Source organism: Streptomyces coeruleorubidus (genome assembly GCF_008705135.1).
Lineage (GTDB): Bacteria > Actinomycetota > Actinomycetes > Streptomycetales > Streptomycetaceae > Streptomyces > Streptomyces coeruleofuscus.
Genome location: NZ_CP023694.1, coordinates 4,190,284 through 4,213,253 on the forward strand (window position 1 = coordinate 4,190,284; position 22,970 = coordinate 4,213,253).

Below are 22,970 nucleotides of genomic sequence, written 5' to 3' on the forward strand. Positions count from 1 at the left end.
TCTAGGGGGACTGCATGGACGGTGTACCGGACGGTGTACCGCGCGTACCGGAGCAGCGGCGTTCCGACTCCTCGGCGGAGCCGCCGAAGTCGGCGGAGACGGGGGGATCGGCGGAGCGGGCGGCGCTGCGCTTCGGCGTGCTCGGACCGGTGCGCGCCTGGCGTGGCGACGAGCCCCTCACCACCGGTTCTCCCCAGCAGCGCGCCCTGCTGGCCGCCCTGCTGCTGCGCGAGGGCCGTACGGCCACGGCCGCGGAGCTGATCGACGCCCTGTGGGGCGAGGAACCGCCCTCGCAGGCCCTGGCGGCGCTGCGGACGTACGCCTCCCGTCTGCGCAAGGTGCTGGACCCCGGCGTCCTGGTCAGCGAATCCGGCGGCTACGCGATTCGGGTCCTGGGCGACGGCGCCCTGGACGTCGCCGTCGCCCAGGACCTGGCGACCGAGGCGGAGAAGGCGCGGTCGGCCGGCGACCTCTGCCACGCCCGTGAGGTGCTGCGGCGCGCCCTCGCCCTGTGGGACGGGGAGACGCTGGCCGGCGTACCGGGCCCGTACGCGGAGGCGCAGCGCGTCCGCCTGGAGGAGTGGCGGCTCCAGCTCGTCGAATCCCGGCTGGACATGGACCTGGAGCAGGGCTGCCACGCGGAGGCGGTCTCGGAGCTCACCGCCCTCACCGCGGCCCATCCGCTCCGCGAGCGGCTGCGCGAGCTGCTGATGCTGGCGCTGTACCGCAGCGGCCGCCAGGCCGAGGCCCTCGCGGTGTACGCCGACACCCGGCGCCTGCTCGCCGACGAACTGGGCGTGGACCCGCGCCCCGGCCTCAGTGAACTGCAACAGCGGATCCTCCAGGCCGACCCGGGGCTCGCGGAGCCCTCCTCCCCGGCCCCCGAGCCCGCCTCGGTCCCGGTCCGCCCGGCCCAGCTGCCTGCGACGGTGCCGGACTTCACCGGCCGCTCCGGCTTCGTCCGCGAGCTCGGCGGCATCCTGGCCGCGGCCGGGAACCGGGTCATGGCGGTCTCGGCCCTGGCCGGCATCGGCGGCGTGGGCAAGACGACCCTCGCGGTGCACGTGGCCCACCAGGCCCGCGGGGCGTTCCCGGACGGGCAGCTGTACGTCGACCTCCAGGGCGCGGGCGCCCGGGCGGCGGAGCCGGAGACGGTCCTGGGCTCGTTCCTGCGCGCCCTCGGCACGGCCGACACGGCGATCCCCGACTCCCTGGAGGAACGCGCGGCGCTGTACCGCTCGGTCCTGGCCGGCCGCCGCGTCCTGGTCCTGCTGGACAACGCCCGCGACGCCGCCCAGGTACGCCCCCTGCTGCCCGGCACGGACGGCTGTGCCGCGCTGGTCACCTCCCGGGTGCGGATGGTGGACCTGGCGGGCGCCCACCTGATCGACCTGGACGTGATGGCGCCGGACGAGGCCCTGGCGCTGTTCACGAAGATCGTGGGCGAGGAGCGGGTGGCGTCCGAGCGGAAGGCCGCCCTGGACGTGGTCGCGGCCTGCGGCTTCCTGCCGTTGGCGATCCGCATCGCGGCCTCCCGCCTGGCGGCCCGCCGTACCTGGACGGTGTCGGTCCTCGCGGCGAAGCTCGCCGACGAACGCCGCCGCCTGGACGAACTCCAGGCCGGAGACCTGGCGGTGAAGGCCACCTTCGAACTGGGCTACGGACAGCTGGAGCCCGCCCAGGCCCGCGCCTTCCGCCTGCTGGGCCTGGCCGACGGCCCGGACATCTCCCTCCCGGCCGCGGCGGCGATCCTCGACCTGCCCGTGGAGGACACCGAGGACCTCCTGGAATCCCTGGTGGACACCTCACTGCTCGAGTCGGCCGCTCCCGGCCGCTACCGCTTCCACGATCTGGTACGGCTCTACGCGCGTGCCTGTGCGGAAAGGGACGAGCAGCCACCGAGCGAACGGGCGGCGGCGCTGTCGCGGCTGCTGGACTTCTATCTGGCGTCCGCGGCGGGGGTGTACGCGATCGAGCGGCCCGGTGACGGGCTGGTGGACCATCTGGAGCCGACCTCGTATCCGGGGCTGCGGTTCGAGAACCGGCACACGGCGCAGGACTGGCTGTACGCGGAGGCCATCTGCCTCCTCGCGTGCGTGCGGCAGTCCGCGGGGCATCCGGACACCCTCCCCCGGGCGATCGACCTGCTGTGGGCCGCGCACGACCTCTCCGAGTCGGGAGCCAACTCCAGGGAGTACGAGGCGACGGCCCAGGCACTCCTGGAAGCGGCACGGCAGTTCGGCCTCGCACGCTCGGAGGCCCGGGCGCTCACGACGCTCGTCAACGTCCACCACGTCGGCGGCCGCTTCGAGCGGGCGGACCAGGAGGCGGAACGGGTCATCGTCCTGGCCCAGGAGGCCGACGACCTGCTTCCCGTCTGCTGGGCACGCAACGCGCGCGGGATCATCGCGCTCTACCAGAACCGGCACGAGGACGGCGAGGAACACCTCTCCCGGGCCATCGAGCATTTCCGGGCCCTGGGCAACCGCCCCGGCGAGGCCTCCGCGCTCTGCAACCTCTCCCGGATCCACCTCGCGACCGGGCGCACCCAGAGCGCCGTCGCGCTGGCCCAGCAGGGCATCGACATCTACGACGCCATGGGCAACTCCATGCGCGGGGCGAACGCCCGCTACGCCCTCGGCCTCGCCCTCACCCAGAGCGGTGAGCTGGGCGACGCGGCCGGCCGGCTCCAAGAGGCACTGGAGGTGTTCCGCGACAGCAGGCAACGCCTCTGGGAGGGCATGAGCCTGTTCCGGCTGGCCGAGGTGGATCTCGCCGCCCGGCGCCCCGCACAGGCCGCCGCCAACGCCGAGATGGCACTCACCGTGCTGCGCGGCATCGGCGGGGACTGGCGGCGGGGCAACGTCCTCACCGTCCTCGGCCGCGCGCTCAGCGGCATAGGACAGACCGGCCGGGCCCAAGTGTGCTGGCAGGAGGCGGCGGCGATCTACGAGGAGCTGGGCTCGCCCGAGGCCGCCGAGGTGCGGGCGCTGCTGTCCCCGGTACGGGCGGCCTGAGGCCTGGCGGCCCGCGTTCATCATTCGTTTATCGCTCCGCGCCATGCTTGAGGCAGTCGATCCGTCGCGTCGGGGGGCAGACGGGTCACTGCGCGGGGCCGCGCACCGCAGAACCAGGGTGAGCGGCCCGGGCGGGCCCGCCCGGTCGCCCTCGGGGGAGTGACCGGGCGGGCCCGCCGACCTCACTGCTTGATCCATGCCAAGGGGAGTTGACGATCATGGGCGACGAGCTCAAGCCGCAGGACCTGCACGCCACGGGCGGCGAGGCCTCGACCGAGGACCTGCACGCCACGGAAGAGGGCGCCGTGAAGACGCAGGACCTGCACGCCACCGGCGAGCCGCTGGAGACCAAGGACCTGCACGCCACGTCGGAGCCCTTCAAGCCGACCAAGTAGGCGACCGCGCAGACGGGGGAAGCAAGCCATCTCCACACGGGGTTCGGCCGCGGCGGCGCGGAGGGGGAGCCGTCGCGGCCGAAGTGTGCCCGCAAGCGGGGTCGTTCGCTACACCGGAACGACCTTCACACCCGGCCCGCAGAGCTTTCCCATGTCGTCCTCGTCGGACGTGAAGAGCACCACGCCTCCGGGCTGCCGGCCCGCGATGACGGCCAGGGCCGCGTCGATGGCGTACTCGTGGCCGTGCAGGCCCGTGTCCTGGAGCAGGACGACGGCGGCGTCGGCGACCTCGCGCGTCACGGGCTCCACCACGACACGCGACATCGCCCACGCCCAGGCGGCACGCTGTACCCGGCCGTGATACGCCTCGATCAGCGTCATGGAGCTGGTCACGACGCGGATGCCGGAGCGATGGGCGTCCTTCAGCCGCGCGAGCATCGCCCGGTCACCCAGCACGGCGCGCGACAGCGCCTCGCAGTCCAGCACATAGCAGGACGGCCGCATCAACTCGCCTTCCGGTGCTGCTCACCCTGCTCCGCGAAGTGGCTCTCCAACTCCCTGCGCTCGGCTTCCGCCGACGCCAGCTCGTCGTCGGTGACGGGGCCGTGTTCCCCCTCCAGCCACGCCACCAGCTCACCGAGCCGGTCCTGCTCCCGCTGACGCTCTATGGCCCGCGCGACATAGGCACTGAAGCCGCCGGACCCGACCTCCTGCCGGATCTCCTCGGCGAGCTCCTCCGGGAGGGTCACGGTGTACTTCTTCGTTGCCATACCGTTTACCATACCCGGGCCGGAGGGGCTCGGCCCGGTGGCGTGCGCTGCCGCTCCGGGCGCGCGATAGTAGGTCCGGAACGATCACGATCGGCCCGATTCCGAAGGCGGTCCCCATGCCCGGTGAGCAACCGCAGACGTACGAGACCCTCGACGAGCGATTCCGCACCGGCCGGTGCCAGGCAGGGGACTCGCGGCTGGAGACGTTGTTCGAGGGGTGCCGGTGGGCCGAGGGGCCGGTGTACGTGCCGGCCGGACGGTATCTGCTGTGGAGCGACATCCCGAACGACCGGCTGCTGCGGTGGGACGAGACCACCGGGTCCGTCGGGGTGTTCCGCTCGCCCGCCGGGTATCCCAACGGCAACACCCTGGACGGCCAGGGCCGGCTCATCACCTGCGAGCAGGGCAACCGGCGGGTGACCCGGACCGAGCACGACGGCTCGGTCACCGTGATCGCCGAGCGGTTCCGGGGGAAGCGGCTCAACAGCCCGAACGACGCCGTCGTGAGGTCGGACGGGTCGGTGTGGTTCTCCGATCCCGAGTTCGGGATCGCGACCGACTACGAGGGGCACCGCGCGGAGAGCGAGATCGGCGCCCGGAACGTGTACCGGGTGGACCCCGGCAACGGCGAGGTACGTGTGGCCGCCGAGGGCTTCCAGGGTCCGAACGGGCTGGTGTTCTCCCCCGACGAGCGCAAGCTGTACGTGTCGGACAGCCTGGCCAACCACATCCGCGTCTTCGACGTCCGGCCGAACGGCACCCTGTCCGGCGGTGATGTCTTCGCCGAGTGCCGGAACGGCAACTTCGACAACATCCGGTTCGACGACGAGGGACGTCTGTGGGCCGCCGCCCTGCACGGCGGCGTGCACTGTTACGACCCCGACGGCACGCTCCTCGGCCGCGTCCTGGTGCCCGGCACCGTCGCCAACATCCGGTTCGGCGGCGCCCGGCGCAACCGGATGTTCATCGCCGCCGACAGCACCCTCTACTCCCTCGTCATGTCCGTCACCGGGACCCCGCCGCTGCCGTCGGTCAGCCGCTGAGGAGGCCGTCCCGCAGCGCCCCCTTGACGACCTTTCCGCTCGCGTTGCGGGGCAGCTCCGCCACGAACTCCACCGTCCTCGGGACCTTGTAGTTGGCCATCTCCCTGCGGGACCAGGCGATCAGGTCGTCCGCCGTCACGAGAGCGCCCGGCCGCCGCACGACGTACGCCCTGCCGACCTCGCCCAGCCGGGCGTCGGGGACGCCGATCACCGCCACGTCCGCCACGTCCGGGTGCAGGCCCAGGAGTTGCTCTATCTCCGCGGGGTAGGCGTTGAAGCCGCCGACGATGAACATGTCCTTGAGGCGGTCGGTGATGCGCAGGTTGCCCGCGGCGTCCAGGACGCCGACGTCGCCCGTGCGCAGCCAGCCGTCCTCGGACAGCACCTCGGCGGTGGCCGCCTCGTCCTCGTAGTAGCCGGTCATGACGTTGAAGCCGCGGACCAGGACCTCGCCCGGGGTGCCGGGCGCCAGGGGCTCGCCCCGGGAGTTCACAACCCGTACCTCCGTGCCGGGGATCGCGCGGCCCGACGTCGAGGCGATCACCGTCGGGTCGTCGCCGCGCCGGCACATCGTGACGACGCCGCCCGCTTCGGAGAGGCCGTAGGCCGTCAGGACCGTGCCGACGCCGAGTTCCCCGCGCAGCCGCTCGACGAGTCGCAGCGGCACCACCGCCGCTCCCGTCACCACGAGGCGCAGTGCCGACAGGTCGTGCGCGTCCCGCGCCGGGTGGTCCAGGAGGGACTGGAGGAGGGTCGGCGGGCCGGGGAGCACGGAGACGCGTTCCGCCGCGATGTTGGCCAGGACCGTGTTCACGTTGAACACCGGCTGGGGGATCATCGTCGCGCCCCGCGTCAGGCAGGCGATCACCCCGGCCTTGTAGCCGAAGGTGTGGAAGAACGGGTTGACGATGAGGTAGCGGTCGCCCCGGGTCAGGCCCGCCAGGTCGCTCCAGATGCCGTACGCCCGCAGCGTCTGGGCATGGGTGATGACCGCGCCCTTCGGGCGGCCCGTCGTGCCCGAGGTGAAGATGAGGTCCGAGGGCCGGGAGCCGTCGACCGCGTCCGCCCTCGCCCGCACCTGCGCCGTCCCGACCGCCTCTCCGCTCGCGAGGAAGTCCTTCCAGGTGAGGAAGTCCGCCGGGGCGTCCTCCGAGAGGACCACCACCTGCTCCAGGGCCGGCAGGCCGGGCAGTGGTCCGGAGCCCGGGCCCTGCCCCGCCGCTCTGCGCAGCGACGCCACGTACGACGTGCCGAGGAACGTGCCCGTCACGAACAGCAGCCGCGCCCCGCTGCGGCGCAGGACGTCCGCCGCCTCCGCGCCCTTGAACCGGGTGTTCAACGGCACGAGCACCGCACCCGCGGAGACCGCACCCAGGGCGCTGACGATCCAGTCGAGGGTGTTCGGCGCCCAGATGCCGACCCGGTCGCCCGGCCGGATGCCGTGCGCCAGGCAGGCCGCCGCCGCGCGCTCCACGCGGGCGCCCAGCTCCGCGTAGGTGATCCGGGTGCGGCCCTCGACGACCGCCTCGGCGTCCGCGTACCGCTCGGCCGCCGTCCGCACCAGGCCCGGGATGCTTCCCCACTCCGTATCCGCTCGCACAGCGCGCCTCCCGAAGGCATAGGAGCTGACTACCCGTCAGATTATCGGTAACCTGACGACCTGTCAGCGACCGTTCGGCCCCGGAGGTGCGGCAGCATGGCAGCAGGATCGGGCGGCCTCAAGGACGCCACCGCCATCGTCGGCATAGGCCAGACGCCCTTCGCCAAGCGGCTCCCCGAGGACGAGCGCACCCTCGCCTGCCGTGCCGTCCTGGCCGCCCTCGACGACGCCGGCATCGCGCCCGGCGAGGTCGACGCCCTCGCCTCCTACACGATGGAGGAGACGGACGAGGTCGAGCTGGCGAAGGCCTGCGGCTTCGGGGACCTCACCTTCTTCAGCAAGGTCGGCTACGGAGGCGGCGGTTCGTGTGCCACCGTCGCCCATCTCGCCGCCGCCGTCGCCACCGGGCAGGCGAACGTCGGGGTCGCCTGGCGGTCGCGCAAGCGGGGCAGCGGCCCCCGGCCGTGGACCAGCACCGCCGTCCAGCTGCCGACCCCGGCCCAGTGGACCCGGCCGTTCGGGCTGCTCAGGCCGGTCGACGAGATCGCCATGCTCGCCCGCCGCTACATGCACGAGTACGGGGCCACCCGCGATCACCTGTTCAACGTGGCCCTGGCCTGCCGGAACCGCGCCAACCAGAACCCCGCCGCGATCATGTACGACCGGCCCCTCACCCGCGAGATGTACATGACGTCCCGCTGGATCAGCGAGCCCCTGTGCCTCTTCGACAACTGCCTGGAGACGGACGGGGCGCTGGCCTGTGTCGTCGTCTCCGCCGAGCGCGCCCGCGACTGCCGCCGGAAACCCGTCTACGTCCATTCCGCCGCCCAGTCGCTCCCCGCCCAGCACCACGGCATGGTCAACTACTGGAACGACGACCCCCTCACCGGACCGGCCTGGACCGCCGCCCGGCACCTGTGGAAGCACTCCGACCTGACGCCCCAGGACGTGGACGTCGCGCAGATCTATGACGCCTTCACGCCCCTGGTCCTGCTGTCCCTGGAGGGCTACGGCTTCTGCGAGCGGGGCGAGGGCGGGGCGTTCACCGAGGGCGGGGCGCTGGAGATCGGCGGGACGCTGCCCGTGAACACCGGCGGGGGCGGACTGTCTGAGGCCTATGTGCACGGCTTCAACCTCGTCAACGAAGGGGTGAAGCAGTTGCGCGGGACCAGCACCGCGCAGGTGCCGGACGCGTCGGCCTGCCTGGTCACGGCGGGTGAAGGAGTGCCCACCTCCGCCCTTCTGCTGAGGAGTTGAGATGCTGCGTCCGGTCACCGACACCGACGGCGCGCCCTTCTGGGAGTACACAGCCCGGGGCGAGCTCCGCGTCCAGGCCTGCGCCGGCTGCGGTGAGTTCCGCTTCCCGCCCCGGCCCTGCTGCCCGCACTGCCAGTCCTTCGAGGCCGAGTGGCGCCGGGTGTCCGGCCGGGGCCGCGTCTGGTCGTACGTCGTCCCGCACCCGCCGCTGCTGCCCGGCTATGCCGAGCTGGCGCCGTACAACGTGGTCGTCGTCGAGCTCGACGAGGCGCCGCGCATCCGGCTCGTCGGCAACCTCGTCGCCGGGCCCGGCGAGCCGGTCAACTCCCTTGCCACGGACCGCCTCCGGATCGGCACCCGGGTGCGGGCCGTCTTCGACGACGGGCTTCCCCGGTGGGTTCCGGAGCGGTCATGAGCAGTGTGCTGGTGAGCGCCGACGAGGACAGCGGGGTCGCGGTCGTCACCCTGAACCGGCCGGACCGGCTCAACGCGATCGATCTGGAGATGGCGGGAGAACTCGCCCGGGTCTGGCGGGAGGTACGGTTCGACGACTCCGTGCGGGCCGTCGTCCTCACCGGCGCCGGTGAACGTGCCTTCTGCACGGGCATCGACCGGGACGCCGTCGTGCCGCAGCCGAGCTCGCCGTACGCGCAGGACGACCCGCTGCTCGGCATCGGGCCGAAGGCGAACGACCTGTGGAAGCCGGTCGTCGCCGCCGTGCGCGGGATGGCCTGCGGGGGTGCCTTCTACCTGCTCGGGGAGGCGGAGTTCGTGGTCGCCGACACCACCGCCGCCTTCTTCGACCCGCACACCACCTACGGCATGGTCAGCGCCTACGAGTCCGTCCTCATGGCGCAGCGCATGCCCTACGGGGAGGTCGCGCGGATGGCGCTGATGGGGACGGCGGAGCGGATCTCCGCACGGCGGGCGTACGAGGTCGGACTGGTGTCGGAACTCGTCGCGGAGGGCGAGGCGTTGGGAGCGGCGCGTGCCTGTGCCGCCGTGATCGCCGGGTATCCGACCGAGGCCGTGCAGGGGACCGTACGGGCACTGTGGGCCGCGAGTGAGGCGGGGCGGTCCCGGGGCGTCGCACAGGCGCCGCACCTGATCGCGCTCGGGAACGCGGCGGGTGAGGAGCAAGCCCGGTTGTTCGCGGGGCGGCGGCGGGAGTACCGGTGGCGTTGACGCCGGTTGCACGGACGTACCGGTTGCGCCAGAAAATCGTTTACCCATACACGCGTATGCTCGACGGGTGGTTGAGCATCGGATGATCGACGTGAACGGCATACGGCTGCACATCGCGGAGCAGGGCGAGGGCCCGCTCGTGGTGCTGCTGCACGGGTTCCCGGAGTCCTGGCACTCCTGGCGGCACCAGTTCGGGCCGCTGGCCGAGGCCGGTTTCCGGGTGGTCGCGCCCGACCAGCGCGGATACGGGCGCAGCGATCACCCCGAGGACGTCGAGGCGTACAGCATCCTCCACCTGGTGGGAGACGTGGTCGGGCTGGTCCACGCGCTGGGCGAGGAGCGGGCGTTCGTCGTCGGGCACGACTGGGGAGCGCCGGTGGCCTGGCACACCGCGCTGCTGCGGCCGGACGTGGTGCGCGGGGTGGCGGGGCTGAGCGTGCCGCCGCCGTTCCGTGGCGGGCAGCCGCCGCTCAGGACCATGCGGGAGCGGTTCGAGGGTCGCTTCTACTGGAACTACTTCGAGCAGCCCGGGGTCGCCGAGGCCGAGTTCACCGCCGACACCCGCGCCACCCTGCGCAAGCTGCTGTACTCCGCCTCCGGTGACGCCCCGGGCGCCGGACGCCCCGAGCAGGCCCTGGTCGACCCGGAGCGCGGCTGGCTGGCGGACGCGCCCGACCCCGAGGTGCTGCCCGGGTGGCTGACCGAGGAGGACCTCGACGCCCTCACCGACAGTTACGCGCGGGGCTTCACCGGCGCGCTCAACTGGTACCGCAACCTGGACCGCAACTGGGAGCTGACCGCACCGTGGCAGGGAGCGGTGGTGTCCCCGCCCGCGCTGTACGTGTACGGCGACCGGGACCTGGTCCCGGCCTTCCCCGGCACGCCCGAACTGATCGAGAAGCTGCCCGAGTTGATGCCCGGCCTGCGCCGGAAGCCGCTCGTGCTGCCGGGCTGCGGCCACTGGACGCAGCAGGAGCGGCCGGCCGAGGTGAACGAGGCGCTGCTCGACTTCCTGACGGAGCTGCGGGACTGAAGTACCGGCAGCCCCGGTCCCGTTCAGTCGTCGACGAGGGCCTGGCGGTCGACCTCGCAGTGGTCGACCGAGTCGACCAGGCCCGGGGCGCCCACCTCGACCTCGACGGTCGCCCTGCCCTGGGCGGGGACCGTGACGTCCGCGTACCGGTCGACGACGGTGATGCCCCGGGCGTCTACGAAGGTCACCGAGACGGAGAACGTGGCCTTGCGGCCGTTGGGGTTGCCGACCTCGACGGTCGCGTGGGGGGAGGCGGGGGTCGCGCAGGTCACCAGCTTCGCCGTGCCGTCCCGCAGGGCCTTGCCGGAGCCGGAGGAGGACGTCGGCGTGGAGCCGTAGTGGGGCCTGCGGTTGTACGAGCCGCCGCCGCTGGTTCCGCGGTCATCGTCGTCGTCGGAACCGTAGGAGCCGCCCGAGCCGCCTGAGCCGTACGAGCCGCCGCCCGACGTCGACGACCTCGAACTGTCGTGGTCCTGGCTGGAGCTGCTGCACCCGCCCCCTCCCCCGCCGCCGCTGCCGCCGTGGCCGCCGTGGCCGCCGCCGCGGCCCCGGCCCGTCGAGAAGCCGGTCAGTGCCAGTACCACCAGGACCGACACCGCTGTGAACCTGAGCCTGCGCCCCCGTATCCGCATGGCGGACAGCCTAGTGATCACCTGTCACGGTCATGTCACCGCGGGGCGACCGGTGCGTGCCCGAAGTGATCGGGCACGCGGACGTCCCGGGCGCGTCACGCGGTGCGCGCCGTGCCCGTGCCCTTCTCCGCGTCCAGGGCGTACACGCAGCGGTCCTTGCTGCACGCGTACACCACTCCGTCCCGGACGACCGGGGAGCCGGTGATCTCGCCGCCGGTGGCGAGCTTCCAGCGGAGCCGGCCGTCGTCGGCCTTCAGGGTGTAGAGCAGGTGGTCGGTGGAGCCGAAGTGGATACGGCCCTCGGCCACCGAGGGGGCGCCCACGATGTCGCCGCCCGCCTGGAAGCGCCACTTGGGTGTGCCGGTGACCGCGTCGAGGGTGTAGAGGCCCTTGCCGCTGCCCACGTGGACGTGGCCGGCGGCGACCAGGACGGGGTCGACGGACGCCCGGGACTCGGTGGCGATGCGCCAGCGGTCGCGGCCGTCGGTGGCGTCGAGGGCGTAGACCGTGCCGAGGTAGTCGGCCAGGTAGATGCCCCCGCCGGTGACGGCCGGGCCGGGGACGAAGGTGGGCGGGGAGAGGAACGCGGCCGGGGCCTCGAAGTGCCACTTCACGTGCCCGGCGGCCACGTCGAGGGCGAGGACGCGGGTGCCGGCGCAGACGTAGACGTAGCCGTCGGTCGCCGGGGCGATCCGGACCGGGACGCCGCCGCAGGAGGCCGCGTCGCCGATGGGGTAAGACCAGCGCTCGTCGCCGGTGCGGGCGTCCAGGGCGCGCAGCCGGGCGTCCTGCCACACGTAGACCGTGCCGTCGTGCAGGGCGGGTCCGGCCTCGGGGGACTCGAAGTCGCTCTGGCAGCCGGTGACCTCCCAGAGCTTCTGGCCGTTCGAGGCCTCCCAGCCCGGACGCCGCCGCCCCGGGTGCCGGTGACGACCGTGCCGCGGCCGGCCTTGAGGGAGTAGACCCAGGCGTCCGTCTGAAGGCGCCACAGGTCGGCGCCCTCACGGGCGTCGAGGGCGAACAGCGTGGGTCCGTCGGAGGCGTGGATGCGGCCGTCCGCGACCGCCATGGACCAGGCGACGTCCCGGGTCTTGAAGCGGCGGCGGCCGGTGGCCACGTCCAGCGCGTGTACCTCGAAGGAGGTGACGTAGACGAGGTCGCCGTCGACGGAGGGGGTGCCCCAGACGTCGTTCGACATGCGGAAGCGCCAGGGTCGCCAGCCGCTCGCCTGCTCGGGGGGCGCGGCCGGGGCCGGGGGCGCGGTGACGGCAGGGCCTACGGCGGGGTCCGCGCCGTTGACGCCGGGGCGGGGCTTGGACCAGGAGGCGGCGAGAGCGGCCTCCGGAGGGGGTGCCTTGACGGCGGCGGCACGGACGTCGGCGACGCGCGGGCCCGGGCCGATGGGCACCTGGGCGCCGGCCAGCCGGACGGGGCCGGTGTCGGGTCCGCCGACGGGCGCGGGTGCGGGCGCCGGTACGACGGGGTCGTGCGAGGGCGGGGGCGGGATGGGGGCGGGCCCCGGGGCGGGGCGTCCGCCGCCGCTGCGGCCGCCGCCGACGGGGGCGGGCTTGCCGGCCGGGCGGCCGTTGCGGCGGGTCTCGATCAGGCTCACCGCCCGCTCGGGCAGCCACGCGGAGGCCGTGCCGCTGTCGTCGGAGCCGGAGCCGAAGAGGTGGGGAGCGAGCTGGGCCTGGAGGTCGGCCGGGTTGGGGCGGGCCGTCGGGTCCATCTGCATACAGGACTCGATGAGCGGACGCAGCTCGTCCGGGAGACCCTCCAGGTCCGGGCCCTCACGCAGCAGCATGAAGACGGTCTCGACCGGGTTGGCGCCGTGGAAGGGCGGGTGTCCGGTCGCGGCGAAGACCAGCATGGAGCCGAGGGAGAAGACGTCGCTCGCGCCCGTGACGCTGCGGGAGTCCTTCGCCTGCTCGGGGGACATGTAGGCGGGCGTGCCGACGGCGACGTTCGTCATCGTCAAACGCGTGTTCGAAACACCCGACGCGATACCGAAGTCGATCACCCGGGGGCCGTCCTCGACGACGAGGACGTTCGACGGCTTGAGGTCCCGGTGCACCAGCCCGGCACCGTGGATGGACTGGAGCGCCTCGGCCACACCCGCCGCCAGCCAGCGCACCGCCTGGGCCGGGAGCGGCCCGCAGTCGTTCACTATCTCTTCGAGGGAGGGCGCGGGAACGTACGCGGTGGCCAGCCACGGGACGGCGGCGCGCGGGTCGGCGTCCACGACCGCGGCCGTGTAGAAGCCGGAGACGGCGCGGGCCGCCTCCACCTCACGCGTGAAGCGGACCCGGAAGAGCTGGTCCTCGGCCAGCTCCGTCCGGACGGTCTTGATCGCCACGCGCCGGCCGGACGCCGAGCGCGCGAGATAGACCAGCCCCATGCCGCCGGCACCCAGCCGTCCCAGCACCTCGAACGGCCCGATCCGCCGCGGATCGTGCTGCGTCAGCTGATCCACCACTCTGCCTGCCACCTCCCCGTACGAGCCGCGCCAAGCCACATGTTCCACGCGACCCCGTGCAGCGTCTCACCACCGCACCGCCATGGCGGCACGCACCCCGATTCTTCCTGGCCGGAGCCTTGGTTGCGAACCCGGTGACAATTGGGATGTCTCGGTACACAGGCGGTCAAACAATGACCAAACACTGCCCGATCTGCCCTGCTCAGCGGTGCAGCAGCGCGAAGGACGCCCCCTGATTGTCCGTGACGACGGCGACCGTGCCGTACGAGGTGTCGAAAGGCGGGGCCTGGATCCGGCCGCCGAGGCGGGTGACGTCCTCCAGCGCGGCCGGTACGTCCTCGACGGCGAAGTGGACGAGGAAGTGGGGCGGCATCTCGGCCGGGAACACGTCGGATACGGGGGCGCGGCCGAAGTCGGGCTCGGCGTCGGGCCCGAACAGGGCCTCCTGGAAGAGGTCGCCGTAGAAGGCGTTGGCCGCCTCGGTGTCCCGCGCGTACAGCTCGGCCCAGGCGAAGGTGCCCGGCTCGTGCCGCCTGCCGAAGCCGGGGTGCTCCGCCGGCTGCCACAGGGCGAAGACGGCGCCCTCCGGGTCGGTGACGAGCGCGGTGACGCCCAGCTCGCCGGCCGGCACCGGCGACGAGACGACCTGCCCGCCGGCCGCCCGGACGCGCCGGGCCAGGGCCGCCGCGTCCGGGGTCGCGAAGTACACCGTCCAGACGGTGGGCAGCCGGCCGTCCATCTTGCGGACCAGCGCGGCCACGGGTTCACCGTCCTTCAGCGCCTGCGCGAAGGGGCCGAACCAGTCCTCGAAGGTCCACCCGAAAAGTTCACCGTAGAACCGCTTGCCCGCCTCGACGTCGGCAAGCTGCGCGTCCACCCAGCAGGGAACGCCCTCTGCGTACACCGATGCCCTGTTTTCGGCCATGCCGACAACGTAACCGCGACTGCCGCACCCCGCAGACCAGGCACACCAGCCCCCGCACTCCCTTACACCCCATTTGCAGTCGGCCGAATCGCGCCCCGATCACGCCTCGGTAAGCTGACGGCATGACAGGACAAGTGCGTACCGTCGACGGCCGCGTGGCCGGCCGGCGTGGGCAGGCGACCCGGCAGAAGCTGCTCGACTGCCTCAGCGAGATGCTCAGCTCCTCCCCCTACCGGGACGTCAAGGTCATCGATGTCGCCCGGAAGGCGGGCACTTCGCCCGCGACCTTCTACCAGTACTTCCCGGACGTCGAGGGCGCCGTACTGGAGATCGCCGAGCAAATGGCGGCCGAGGGCGCCACGTTGACCGAGCTCCTTCAGGGCCGTTCCTGGGCCGGCAAGGCCGGCTGGCAGACGGCACAGGAACTCGTCGACGGGTTCCTGGAGTTCTGGCGCAAGAACGACGCCATCCTCCGGGTCGTCGATCTCGGCGCCGCCGAGGGCGACAAGCGCTTCTACAAACTCCGGATGAAGATCCTCAACTCGGTGAACAACTCCCTCGCGGACGCCGTCGCCGAGCTCCAGGCCAAGGGCAGGGTCGACAAGGACGTGAACCCGGCGGCCGTGGCCGGTTCGCTGGTCGCGATGCTCGCGGCCGTCGCCTCCCACCAGAAGGGTTTCTCCTCCTGGGGCGTGAAGCAGGCCGAACTGAAGCCGAACCTCGCGCTGTTGGTCCACCTGGGCGTCACGGGCAGGAAGCCGACGAAGTAACCCGGCCCGGCGCCCCCGGTCTTTTCCCGCACCCAAGTCCTGTCTGGCAGGCGGCGGTCCACCCGAGTGGACCGCCGCCTGTTGCGCTCTACCGCTCCGCGCGCTCGCGCACGATCCGGAAGAGCCGGATCTCCCGCTCCACCCGGCGCTGGTACGCGGCGTACGGCGGCCAGAACTCCACGACCGCCTTCCACACCGCCGCCCGCTCCTCGCCCCGCAGCAGCGCGGCCGTGACCGCGATGTCCTCGCCCTGCCAGTTGATCTCGGCATCAGGACGGGCGAGCAGGTTGTGACTCCAGGCGGGGTGGCCGGTCCGGCCGAAGTTGGACCCCATGAGAATCCAGCTGTTCCCGCCCTCCTCCGGCATGCAGGCCAGCGGCGTACGGCGCGGCAGCCCGCTCCTGGCCCCGGTCGAGGTCAGCACCAGCCCCGGGAGTAACCGCGCGCTGAGCAGCACCTTCCCGCGCGTGAGCCGGTGGACGCCCCGGTCCAGGGCGGGGAGGACGTACGGCGCCACCCGCGCGAAGCCCCGCGTCGAGGACACCTTCTGCACCCATCGCACACCCATCGCCATCAGCCGGCCTCCTCGAGGACGTGCGCCAGGTCGGCGGCGTGCGCCCGCAGCCGGTGGACCGGCCCGAACAGCAGCTCGTCGCCCGCGGCGCGCTTGAAGTACAGGTGCACGTCGTGCTCCCAGGTGACACCGATACCACCGTGCGACTGGATCCCCTCGGCGGCGGCACCGCGCAGGGCCTGAAGCGCCTGCGCGAGGGCGAGGCCGCCCACCCGCTCCCCCTGGGCGGTCGCCCAGGCCGCGTAGTACGCGGCCGAGCGGGCCGCCTGCACCTGGACGTACACGTCGGCCAGCCGGTGCTTCACCGCCTGGAAGGAGCCGATCGGCCGCCCGAACTGCACGCGCTGCCCGACGTACTCGACGGTTCGCTCCAGCACCCGGCCGGCGGCGCCGACGGCCTCGGCGGCGAGACAGGCGGCGGCGGTGTCACCGAGCCGGGCGAGGGCCGCCAGGACATCATCGCCGCCGTGACCCAGCAACTCTGCTTCGACATGACGGAGTTGCAGGCGGGCTTGGGCGCGGGTGGCGTCCAGCGCGGTCCGCCGTACGCGGGTGAGACCGGCCGCGGCACCGCGCACGAGGAAGAGCAGGACGCGGGAGCGGGCGAACCCGCCGGCGTGCGCGGCGACCACGAGCAGCCGGGCACTGTGCCCGTCGAGGACCTGGTCGACCTGCCCGTACAGCCGCCAGCCGCCGTCGGCCTGCCGGGCCTGCACGCCCCCGGCCCGCCCGCCGCCGGCCCACTCCCCGCGCGGGTCGTGGCCGGTGAGTCCGAGCGCGGTGGCGAGGGCGGGGCCCGGTACCGCGAGGGCCGCGGTGAGTGCGCCGGAGGCGATCCGCGGGAGCAGGTCGGCCCGCTGGGCGTCGGTGCCCAGGGCGAGCAGCAGCGGTGCCGTGAGTACGGCCGTCGCGAGCAGCGGGGAGGGGGCGAGGGCCCGGCCCGTCTCCTCGCAGGCGAGGGCCAGCTCGGTGACCGAGCAGCCGGCACCGCCGTAGCCCTCAGGGAGGGCCAGTCCGGGCAGGCCGAGCTGTTCGGCGAGGGCGGTCCACAGGGCCGGGTCGTGCCCGGCCGGGGTGTCGACGGCGGCCCGCAGCTCCTCGGGGCCGCACCGCTTGTGGAGCAGTTCGCGCAGGGTGCGGCGGATCTCGTCCTGTTCGGCCGTGAAGCGGGCGTCCATCGTGGTACCACCTCCGCATCTGACGGTGCGTCATATTAGGGCGGAGGGCCGGGGATGCCCAGAGCTCTGCCGTGGTTGTGCCGGGCGTTATCTGATGTACCGTCAGATTCATGGTTGCCCGGAGGAAAGTGGCCGTCGTCGGCGTGGCCCTCTCGGACTGCGGCCGCGTGGACGACGCGACCCCGTACGCGCTGCACGCCCAGGCGGCCCGCCGCGCCCTGGCCGATTCGGGCCTGGACCGCTCGCTGGTCGACGGCTTCGCCTCGGCGGGCCTGGGCACCCTGGCCCCCGTCGAAGTCGCCGAGTACCTGGGCCTGCGCCCCACCTGGGTCGACTCCACCTCCGTCGGCGGCGCCACCTGGGAGGTGATGGCGGCCCACGCGGCGGACGCGATCGCGGCCGGGCACGCGCGCGTGGTGCTGCTCGCCTACGGCTCGACGGCCCGCGCGGACGTCAGAGCGGGCCGTCGCACGGGGACGTTGTCCTTCGGCACGCGCGGCCCCCTCCAGTTCGAAGTCCCCTACGGTCACACCCTGATCGCCAAGTACGCCATGGCGGCCCGCCGCCACATGATCGAGTACGGCACGACGATCGAGCAGTTGGCGGAGGTGGCGGTCCAGGCCCGGGCCAACGCGGCCCTGAACCCGGAGGCGATGTTCCGTACCCCGGTCACGGTGGACGAGGTCCTGGTCGGCCCCATGATCGCCGACCCCTTCACCAAGCTGCACTGCTGCGTCCGTTCCGACGGCGGGGCGGCGGTGCTGCTGGCGGCGGAGGAGTACGTACGGGACTGCCGCACGTCCCCGGTGTGGGTGCTGGGGAGCGGGGAGCACGTCTCGCACGCCGCGATGTCCGAGTGGCCGGACTTCACGGTGTCCCCGGCGGCGGTGAGCGGACGGCTGGCCTTCGAGCGGGCGGGCGTACGGCCGGACGAGATGGACTTCGCGGAGATCTACGACGCGTTCACCTACATGACCCTGGTGACGCTGGAGGACCTCGGCTTCTGCGGGAAGGGCGAGGGCGGGGCGTTCGCGGAGAAGGGCCGGCTGCGGGTCGAGGGCGGGGAGCTTCCGGTGAACACCGACGGGGGCGGCCTGTCGGCTCAGCATCCCGGGATGCGGGGGCTGTTCCTGCTGGTGGAGGCGGTGCGGCAGTTGCGGGGGGAGGGCGGGGAACGGCAGGTGCGCAGGCGTGGCGACGGGTCGCTGCCGCGGCTGGGGGTGGCGTCCGGCACGGGCGGGTGGTTCTGCTCGTCGGGGACGGTGGTGCTCGGGGTGTGACACCCCTTGGCCCCCGTCCGCGGGCATCTGCTTCCGAGAGCGGTATCGGAGGGCAGTCCAATTTTCCCCCTTTGGCCGTTTCCAATCGCTCGGACGAGTGGTTACGGTCCGGCCATGGACGAGCTGACCAGGATCTTCCAGCGCGCCGCCGAGCACGCCGCCGCCTACCGCCGCTCGCTGCCCGAGCGGCCGGTGGCGCGGCCCGTCGACCACGCGGCCCTGCGCGCCGCGTTCTCCCGCCCCCTGAACCGCTCGCCCGCCGACCCGCTCACGGTGGTCGACGAGTTGGCGGCCGCCGCCGAGGACGGACTCGTCGCCACCGCCGGGCCGCGGTTCTTCGGGTTCGTCGTCGGCGGGGCGCTGCCCGCGGCCACCGCCGCGGAGATCCTGGCCGCCGGGTGGGACCAGAACGCCTTCAACGCGGCGCTCTCACCCGCCGCCCTCGCCGCGGAGGAGGCGGCGGGCGGCCGGCTGAAGGACCTGCTCGGCATCCCCGCCACCGCGTCCACCGGGTTCGTCACCGGCGGACAGGCGGCCAACACCGCGGGGCTCGCGGCGGCCCGGCAGCATCTGCTCACCGAGGCCGGCTGGGACGTCGGACGCAGGGGGCTGGGCGGCGCCCCACGCCTGCGGGTGATCGCGGGCGAGGAGCGCCACGCCACCGTCGACCGCTCGCTGCGGCTGCTCGGCCTGGGCACCGACTGCCTGGAGACGGTCCGCACCGATGGACGCGGCGCCCTCGACACCGACGACCTGCGCCGCGTGCTGGCGTCCGACCCGGGCACGCCGGTGATCGTGTGCACCCAGGCCGGCAACGTGAACACCGGCGCCTGCGACGACCTCCGTACGGCCTGCGATCTCACCCACGCCCACGGCGGCTGGGTGCACGTCGACGGCGCCTTCGGCCTGTGGGCGGCCGCCAGCCCGGCGACCCGCCACCTCGTCGACGGCGTCGAGCTGGCCGACTCCTGGGCCTGCGACGGCCACAAGTGGCTGAACGTGCCCTACGACTGCGGCTACGCCTTCTGCTCCCGCCCCGCCGTCCACGCCGACGCCCTGTCGTACACCGCCTCCTACCTCACCCGCGCCGACGGCACTCCGGCCGGTGGCGCCGACTTCACCACCGAGTCCTCCCGTCACGCCCGCGGCTTCGCCACCTGGGCGGCGCTGCGCGAACTCGGCCGTGACGGCGTCGCCGCGCTCGTGGACCGCTGCTGCCTGCTCGCCCGCCGCTTCGCCGACGGCCTGTCCGCGGCGGGCTACGAGGTGGTCAACGAGGTGGTCCTCAACCAGGTCCTCGTCGGCTTCGGCGACGACGCCCGCACCGACCGCGTCGTGCGGGCGGTCCAGAACGACGGCACCTGCTGGATGGGCGCCACCACCTGGCGCGGCCGACGGCTGATGCGCGTCTCGGTGTCCGGCCACACCACGACGGAGGCCGACGTCGACCGGTCGATCGCGGCGATCGTGCGGCTGGCGCGGGCGTCGTGATCCCCGGGCCCTGGCCGGATGACCGGGAGGGGTGGAGCCCACGGCGTTCGGGCGCCGCGAGGGGGGGACCGCTCCGGGGCTTGTTGCCGCCGCTTATCTGACGTACCGTCAGATCCCGTCCACGGGCGGCGGCGACGCGGGAGCATGGACATGGACACGATCTGGCTCACCGGAGCGGAATGGCTGGCCGTGCTGCGGATCGGGCTCGGGCTGTGGTGGCTGGAGAGCTGGCGGCACAAGGACCGTAAGGCCTGGTTCCAGAGGGGCACCGGCATCGCGTGGGCGGCCGGGATAGCCGCCGAGCACCGCTGGAGCGCCGTACGTTCGGGCTTCGACAGGGTCGTCGCGCCCCACCCGCGCGCGATGGCGTACGTCGTCGTCTACGCGGAACTCGCGCTCGGACTGGGCCTGATCACCGGCTTCCTCACCCCGGTCGCCCTGGCCGGCGGATTCCTCCTCAACGCCCTCTACTTCACCCTCATGATCCACGACGTCGCCGAGCAGGGGCAGAACTCGATGATGGCGCTGATGTCGGTGGTCGGGCTGTTCGGGATGTCCTGGCAGACCTGGTCGCTGGACAGCGCACTGGGGCTGTTCTGATGACAGGGCGTTTCGACCTGCCCGAGCCGGACGCCTTCACCCGGACGTACTGGGAGGCGGCAGCCGAGGGCCGGCTGCTGATCCGCCGCTGCCGGGCCTGCGGCCGGACCCACCACTACCCGCGCGAGTTCTGCCCCCACTGCTGGAGCGAGGACGCCGTCTGGGAGCCCGCGAGCGGCCGCGCCACCCTCTACACCTGGTCCGTCGTCCACCGCAACGACCTGCCGCCCTTCACGGATCGCACGCCGTACGTCGCCGCCGTGGTCGACCTCGCCGAGGGGCCGCGGATGATGACGGAGGTCGTGGGAACGGGGTCGGCGGGTGAGCTGTCCGCCGGGGCGGAACTGGAGGTCGCGTTCCGGGAGGGGATCCCGGTGTTCCGGGTCGTGCCGGGCGCGCCCGGCGGGTGAACGGCACCGCCCCACGCGCTTGAATGGCCCCATGGCCCCCATACGCGACCGGTCCATGACCGGCCCCCTCCCGGAAATCCACGGCCGCGGCCTCCGTCTGCGCCCCTGGGACGCCACGTCCGGCTCCGATGTCGAGACATGGCTGCGCGGCATGCGAGACCCGGAGTTCCGGCGCTGGAACACCCCGCTCAGACTGGTCACCGACCGGACGAGCGCCCAGGAGTCGCTGCGCGCGCGGGCACAGAGCGCGGCGGAGGGCACGTCCGTGTCGTTCCGGGTCGCGGACGCCCGCAGCGACACGGCACTGGGCCACGTCGGCGTCAACGAGATCAAGTACCACATGAAGGTCGCCCGCGTCGGCTACTGGGTGCTCCCCGAGGCCCGCGGCCGGCGCGTCGCCACCCGGGCCCTCCTGCTCGCCGCCGACTGGGCCCTCACCGAACTCGGCCTGCACCGGCTGGAGCTGGACCACGCCGTCGGCCACGACGCCTCCTGCCGGATCGCCGAGCGGTGCGGATTCGCGTACGAGGGAACCCTGCGCGGGGCGATCTTCGAGGAGGGGCGGCACGACGCGTTCCGGGACGCCCACCTGCACGCCCGGCTGGCGACGGATCCGGAACCGGACGCGGAAGCGGATGCCGATGCGGATGCGGATGCGGAACCGAAGCCGGGCGCGGGCCGATAGCCCGGGGCGTAATTCGGAGGTGCCGGCCGGGCCGCGGGCGGCACCATGGGGCATGCGCACCGACGACTGGCACCTCACCCGGGACCTCGACGCCTTCCTGACCCGAGCCGGCGCCTTCCTCCACTCCCGACCCGGTCCGCACACCCTCCCGTTGACCGTCACGGACAACCTGCGCAGGCGCGGCCCGCACATCTACGGCGACGGAGTGCCGGAGTTCGGCGTGCTGGAACAGGACGGCGCGGTCCGGGCGACGTTCTTCCGCACACCACCGCACCGGCTGAACCTCACCGTCCTGACGGCCGAGGAGGCCGATGTGCTGGCCGCACGGCTGGCCGCCCTCGGGCAGCGCCTGCCCGGCGTGCACGCCGACCGCGACACCGCCACCGCGTTCGCCGAGGCCTGGCAGCGGCACACGGGCGTCACGGCCACCCTCCGAGAGCGCAACCGGCTCTACCGGCTCGGCACCCTGACCGTGCCCCGTCCCCTGCCGCCCGGCGGCCCCCGCGTCGCCGGTGAGGCGGACCGGGAGCAACTCATCCGCTGGCACGACGAGTTCGTCGCAGCTATCGGCTCGGGCGTCTTCCAGGACGCCGCCGAGTGGGCGGACGCCCGCATCGAGCAGGGCGGCATCACGTTCTGGGAGACGCCCGACGGCACCCCCGCCGCCATGGCCGGGACGACCCCTCAGGTCGCCGGCCAGATCCGCGTCGCCCCGGTCTACACCCCGCCCCACCTCCGCGGCCGCGGCTACGCGGGCGCCGCCACGGCCGAGGTCAGCCGCGCCGCCCTGGCCGCCGGAGCGCGGGAGGTGCTCCTCTTCACGGACCTGTCGAATCCCACCAGCAACGGCCTGTACCAGCGGATCGGATACCGGCCCGTGGCGGACTTCGCGGTGTACGACTTCACGGGGCGGTCCGCGCCCGCTTGACCTTGACACCGTGACAAGGCCTTCACTGTGCCGAGGGGGTGGTCCCGATGAGCATGCCGAAACAGGACACGGACACGGTTCGAGGTCTCCGGGGGCTGGAGGACAGCAGCTCGTCGGTGCGGCTGCGCACGGCGCTGGCGGTCGGCACGGCCCCCGACCCGCGGTTCATCGGCAAGCTCATCGAACGATGCGCGATCGAGCCGGAGTTCTACGTCCGTGAAATGCTCACGTGGGCGCTCACCCGCCACCCGGCGTCGATGACGGTCCCGGGGCTTGTCGACGAACTCCGCTCGGAGCGTGCGCAGGCACGGAGCCAGGCGTTGCACACGCTGTCCAAGATCGGAGACCGGCAGGCGTGGCCGGCGATCACGCGGGCGCTGCTGACCGACGCCGACGACGAGGTGGCGCGGAGCGCGTGGCGAGCGGCGGTCGTCCTGGTGCCCGACGGTGAAGAGGCGGGGCTGGCCGGAGTGCTGGTGACGCAGCTCGGGCGCGGCGAGCGGGAGACGCGGTTGAGTCTCAGCCGGGCGCTGATCGCGCTCGGTGAGGTGATCATGCCGACCCTGCGCGCGGCGATGACGGCGCCCGACCCCCGGGTGCGCGCGCACGCGATCGCCACGGAACGGCTGTCGCGCGACCCGGATGCCGGGTTCGAGTTCGCGATCGAGGAGGCGAAGCGCGTCGTGGCGCTCGGCCCGGCCGGCCAGGAGGAGTGACAGGC

Annotated in this window: 22 protein-coding genes and 1 pseudogene; 15 read left to right on the top strand and 8 right to left on the bottom strand. The window is 73.2% G+C overall.

What is annotated here, in order from left to right; all coding sequences use genetic code 11:
• The first annotated feature begins 14 nt into the window (after positions 1-14).
• Both afsR and CP976_RS42945 read left to right on the top strand, forming a co-directional pair.
• Positions 15-3,017 (top strand): SARP-family global regulator AfsR, encoded by a 3,003-nt coding sequence (afsR, locus tag CP976_RS19260; RefSeq protein ID WP_150481499.1) that lies wholly within the window; start codon positions 15-17, stop codon positions 3,015-3,017.
• Positions 3,018-3,235: 218 nt separating this feature from the next.
• Complete coding sequence (locus CP976_RS42945; protein WP_167537368.1) at positions 3,236-3,412, top strand: hypothetical protein; 177 nt, start codon at positions 3,236-3,238, stop codon at positions 3,410-3,412.
• 108 nt (positions 3,413-3,520) lie between these two features.
• Here CP976_RS42945 and CP976_RS19265 read toward each other — a convergent pair whose 3' ends face one another.
• A complete protein-coding gene (locus CP976_RS19265) occupies positions 3,521-3,916 on the bottom strand; it encodes a type II toxin-antitoxin system VapC family toxin (protein WP_150481500.1) in 396 nt (131 codons plus the stop codon).
• Complete coding sequence (locus CP976_RS19270) at positions 3,916-4,182, bottom strand: hypothetical protein (RefSeq protein ID WP_150481501.1); 267 nt, start codon at positions 4,180-4,182, stop codon at positions 3,916-3,918. Before CP976_RS19270 ends, CP976_RS19265 begins: the two co-directional genes overlap by 1 nt.
• 116 nt (positions 4,183-4,298) lie before the next feature.
• On the opposite strand from CP976_RS19270, the gene CP976_RS19275 reads away from it, so the two are divergent.
• Positions 4,299-5,225 carry an SMP-30/gluconolactonase/LRE family protein gene (locus CP976_RS19275; RefSeq protein ID WP_150481502.1) on the top strand — a complete coding sequence of 309 codons (927 nt, stop codon included), beginning with the start codon at positions 4,299-4,301 and terminating at the stop codon, positions 5,223-5,225.
• On the opposite strand, the gene CP976_RS19280 is transcribed toward CP976_RS19275, so the two are convergent.
• Entirely contained in the window at positions 5,215-6,825 is a 1,611-nt protein-coding gene (locus tag CP976_RS19280; protein ID WP_150481503.1) for a FadD3 family acyl-CoA ligase, read from the bottom strand. The genes CP976_RS19275 and CP976_RS19280 overlap by 11 nt on opposite strands.
• A 96-nt stretch (positions 6,826-6,921) precedes the next feature.
• Here CP976_RS19280 and CP976_RS19285 point away from each other — a divergent pair, with 96 nt between their 5' ends.
• From CP976_RS19285 to CP976_RS19300, 4 genes are all read left to right on the top strand, one after another.
• Positions 6,922-8,082, top strand: a complete 1,161-nt coding sequence (locus tag CP976_RS19285; RefSeq protein ID WP_150481504.1) for a lipid-transfer protein — start codon at positions 6,922-6,924, stop codon at positions 8,080-8,082.
• 1 nt (position 8,083) lies between these two features.
• Positions 8,084-8,497 carry a Zn-ribbon domain-containing OB-fold protein gene (locus CP976_RS19290; RefSeq protein ID WP_150481505.1) on the top strand — a complete coding sequence of 138 codons (414 nt, stop codon included), beginning with the start codon at positions 8,084-8,086 and terminating at the stop codon, positions 8,495-8,497.
• Positions 8,494-9,267: an enoyl-CoA hydratase/isomerase family protein gene (locus CP976_RS19295; RefSeq protein WP_150481506.1), complete on the top strand. Its 774-nt coding sequence runs from the start codon at positions 8,494-8,496 to the stop codon at positions 9,265-9,267. The genes CP976_RS19290 and CP976_RS19295 overlap by 4 nt, the downstream gene beginning before the upstream one ends.
• Before the next feature lie 82 nt (positions 9,268-9,349).
• Entirely contained in the window at positions 9,350-10,300 is a 951-nt protein-coding gene (locus CP976_RS19300) for an alpha/beta fold hydrolase (protein WP_150485408.1), read from the top strand.
• Between the two features lie 23 nt (positions 10,301-10,323).
• Here the strand turns inward: CP976_RS19300 and CP976_RS19305 are convergent, their stop codons facing one another.
• The 3 genes and pseudogenes from CP976_RS19305 to kbpA form a co-directional block, all read right to left on the bottom strand.
• Complete coding sequence (locus tag CP976_RS19305) at positions 10,324-10,932, bottom strand: hypothetical protein (protein WP_150481507.1); 609 nt, start codon at positions 10,930-10,932, stop codon at positions 10,324-10,326.
• Positions 10,933-11,027: 95 nt separating this feature from the next.
• A pseudogene (gene afsK, locus CP976_RS19310) lies at positions 11,028-13,408 on the bottom strand (protein serine/threonine kinase AfsK).
• 202 nt (positions 13,409-13,610) lie between these two features.
• Positions 13,611-14,333, bottom strand: a complete 723-nt coding sequence (kbpA, locus tag CP976_RS19320; protein ID WP_150481508.1) for an AfsK-binding protein KbpA — start codon at positions 14,331-14,333, stop codon at positions 13,611-13,613.
• A gap of 134 nt (positions 14,334-14,467) precedes the next feature.
• Here kbpA and CP976_RS19325 point away from each other — a divergent pair, with 134 nt between their 5' ends.
• On the top strand, positions 14,468-15,103 hold the full coding sequence (locus tag CP976_RS19325) for a TetR family transcriptional regulator (RefSeq protein WP_150485409.1): 636 nt from the start codon (positions 14,468-14,470) through the stop codon (positions 15,101-15,103).
• 88 nt (positions 15,104-15,191) lie between these two features.
• Here CP976_RS19325 and CP976_RS19330 read toward each other — a convergent pair whose 3' ends face one another.
• Both CP976_RS19330 and CP976_RS19335 read right to left on the bottom strand, forming a co-directional pair.
• Positions 15,192-15,677, bottom strand: coding sequence for a nitroreductase/quinone reductase family protein (locus CP976_RS19330; protein WP_229875748.1), 486 nt, complete (start codon positions 15,675-15,677; stop codon positions 15,192-15,194).
• Entirely contained in the window at positions 15,677-16,855 is a 1,179-nt protein-coding gene (locus tag CP976_RS19335; protein WP_150481509.1) for an acyl-CoA dehydrogenase family protein, read from the bottom strand. Before CP976_RS19335 ends, CP976_RS19330 begins: the two co-directional genes overlap by 1 nt.
• A gap of 110 nt (positions 16,856-16,965) precedes the next feature.
• Here CP976_RS19335 and CP976_RS19340 point away from each other — a divergent pair, with 110 nt between their 5' ends.
• The 7 genes from CP976_RS19340 (at position 16,966) to CP976_RS19370 (ending at position 22,965) form a co-directional block, all read left to right on the top strand.
• Positions 16,966-18,135: a thiolase C-terminal domain-containing protein gene (locus tag CP976_RS19340; protein ID WP_150481510.1), complete on the top strand. Its 1,170-nt coding sequence runs from the start codon at positions 16,966-16,968 to the stop codon at positions 18,133-18,135.
• A 114-nt stretch (positions 18,136-18,249) separates the two neighbouring features.
• Positions 18,250-19,626, top strand: a complete 1,377-nt coding sequence (locus CP976_RS19345; RefSeq protein WP_150481511.1) for a pyridoxal phosphate-dependent decarboxylase family protein — start codon at positions 18,250-18,252, stop codon at positions 19,624-19,626.
• Positions 19,627-19,776: 150 nt separating this feature from the next.
• Positions 19,777-20,226 (top strand): DoxX family protein, encoded by a 450-nt coding sequence (locus tag CP976_RS19350; RefSeq protein WP_150481512.1) that lies wholly within the window; start codon positions 19,777-19,779, stop codon positions 20,224-20,226.
• Positions 20,226-20,636, top strand: coding sequence for a Zn-ribbon domain-containing OB-fold protein (locus CP976_RS19355; RefSeq protein WP_150481513.1), 411 nt, complete (start codon positions 20,226-20,228; stop codon positions 20,634-20,636). The genes CP976_RS19350 and CP976_RS19355 overlap by 1 nt, the downstream gene beginning before the upstream one ends.
• A gap of 31 nt (positions 20,637-20,667) precedes the next feature.
• Positions 20,668-21,321, top strand: a complete 654-nt coding sequence (locus tag CP976_RS19360) for a GNAT family N-acetyltransferase (protein ID WP_150481514.1) — start codon at positions 20,668-20,670, stop codon at positions 21,319-21,321.
• Between the two features lie 52 nt (positions 21,322-21,373).
• A complete protein-coding gene (locus CP976_RS19365) occupies positions 21,374-22,249 on the top strand; it encodes a GNAT family N-acetyltransferase (RefSeq protein WP_150481515.1) in 876 nt (291 codons plus the stop codon).
• Between the two features lie 47 nt (positions 22,250-22,296).
• The gene (locus CP976_RS19370; protein WP_150481516.1) at positions 22,297-22,965 is read left to right on the top strand and encodes a HEAT repeat domain-containing protein; all 669 of its coding nucleotides are present in this window, start codon (positions 22,297-22,299) and stop codon (positions 22,963-22,965) included.
• Positions 22,966-22,970 lie beyond the last annotated feature (5 nt).